Here is a 1,950-nt window from a genome sequence, read left to right as displayed (position 1 = left end):
CTGCGGTGTCCCTTCAAGTGTCGGTTGAAGCAATCTCTGCAGCTTGCTTAATACCCAACAGATTCAAATCCAAGTTTCCCTTGTATTCCAAATCCAAGCCGTCATCACAAGCCTGAAACAACATTGTGCAGGCAGCCAAACAACAGGCTGCCATGCTTATCAGTTTATTTTTCATATACTTCATTGTTTTAAAATTAATCCAAAGGTGCAGTCTCAGGGTCATAGACCTCTACTTCTACATCATAGAACGAGAATTCGGACATATGGAAGTACTTGGCGTTAGCCGAAGCCGATGTCACCAAGAAACGGAAATGCTTGAATTTCTTTCCTGGGATAACAAAGTCGGAAACATATTCTGTTACGCTCTTAGCCGGCAGACCGCTCAATGAAGTCACTGTCTCCCACTCAACACCGTCCTGACTGATCTGCAAATCAGCAGCTGTTGGGAAACCATCCGAGTTACCTACGTTACGTGTAGTGTATTGAATGGCAAAATTTTCGTGCTCCTCATTGAAATCAACTTGAATATACTGAGGAAGAGGAACCTGAGGACTACTCCAACGGGTATGAAAGAATGTATTGGTATTATTGTCAATCAAGTTGGCAATAGGACCTTCCGTAGGTTCCTGATTGTCGGTACTGAGCTGATCAGCAGTCAGCGCCACTTTAGTACGTTTCGTTTCAGACAAAGTGATAGGAGCAGGTCCGGAAACAGCTTTCACTTCTGTCATAGCACTACCCTCATTGGCAGCATTGAATGTCTGGAAAGCAAACGTATAATCGCCGAAACGAGCAAGTGTATTATCGATCAATACTTCACCAGTATATTTAGAAACCAGTAAGGTTACATCTTCTTTGGACAGATGATCGTAATAGTACACTTTCAGGTACTCAAAGCCCGGATCTTCAGTTACCGTCCAATACAGGCGAATCTGTCCTGGCAACGACTCGTAGTGTATAGCTGTAGACTCGATAGCAGTGGGAGCCTTGATCTCTCCCACCGTTTCGAAAGTCTCCAACTTGTCATCGCAACCGCTCATGCCCATCAGCAAACCGGCCGCCAAAAACAAATATTTGAATTTCATAATCTGAATCTTTTTAATTTAATCGAATTATAATAGTAAACTCGCCATTACCAGCCTGCATTCTGACTGAGGTTCGGATTCTTGCGTATTTCCGAATCAGGTATCGGGTAGAAATACATCTTGTCATCCCATACCAGATTCTTCGTAGTACGACTATACGACAACGATCCGTCAGCCTCCTTAGTAATCACCAGACGGTCGATGCTGGTAAAGCCACCTTCCTTCCAGCGACGAACATCCCAAAAACGATGTCCCTCGAAAGCCAGTTCCACCATACGTTCGTTCTTATAAACTGTCCAGAAATAGTTATTATCCATACTTTCTGGCAATGCGGGCATCTTCACATCCGAACGGTTGCGTACCTGATTAATAGCCTCACGAGCACTCAGCGTCAGTTCGTCATTAGTCTGATCGGGTGAATCAAAGTATTTGAATGCAGCCTCGGCATAATTCATCAGGAACTCACCCAAACGGAAGGTTACCCAGCTGTGAGTCTTACCACCACTACCGGTGCTGGCACTGATATCGGTCGAACCATCCACATACTTCTTCACATAATAACTGGTAGTAGTAGCGTAAGGCAGCGGAGCACCGTCACGACCACCTACGAAAGTTTCCAGTTCCATTGTATTGGTATTAGGCCATTTCTCTCCGTTACGGGCAATGGTCATACCGAAGCGCGGATCAAGATCAGCATACGGATCAAGACCTGCACGAACAGCTTGTTCTACAGTAAGGTAGTTACCGTCAGTACGCTGATATGCATCCACCAAAGTTTGAGTAGGACAGTTACCCGAATTGGCGTTTTCCATACTGATGGGGAAATTTGTAACTTCAGGATCAGTAGTGCTACCTACACGACGAA

At 44.9% G+C, this 1,950-nt stretch carries 3 protein-coding genes; all 3 read right to left on the bottom strand.

Annotation, left to right across the window (positions count from 1 at the left end; translation table 11 throughout):
- Window positions 1-13: 13 nt before the first annotated feature.
- The gene (locus QVP67_RS01840) at window positions 14-175 is read right to left on the bottom strand and encodes a hypothetical protein (RefSeq protein ID WP_022161859.1); all 162 of its coding nucleotides are present in this window, start codon (window positions 173-175) and stop codon (window positions 14-16) included.
- 19 nt (window positions 176-194) lie between these two features.
- A complete protein-coding gene (locus QVP67_RS01835) occupies window positions 195-1,085 on the bottom strand; it encodes a discoidin domain-containing protein (RefSeq protein ID WP_022161858.1) in 891 nt (296 codons plus the stop codon).
- A 47-nt stretch (window positions 1,086-1,132) separates the two neighbouring features.
- The coding region (locus tag QVP67_RS01830; protein ID WP_288179790.1) for a RagB/SusD family nutrient uptake outer membrane protein at window positions 1,133-1,950 on the bottom strand (818 nt) is incomplete at its 5' end.

Origin of the sequence: Bacteroides sp. CAG:633 (assembly GCF_000435115.1) — a bacterium.
Classification (GTDB): domain Bacteria; phylum Bacteroidota; class Bacteroidia; order Bacteroidales; family Bacteroidaceae; genus Bacteroides; species Bacteroides ndongoniae.
Note: the sequence above shows the minus strand (reverse complement) of the source record. Positions and strands in the feature narration are given on the sequence as shown.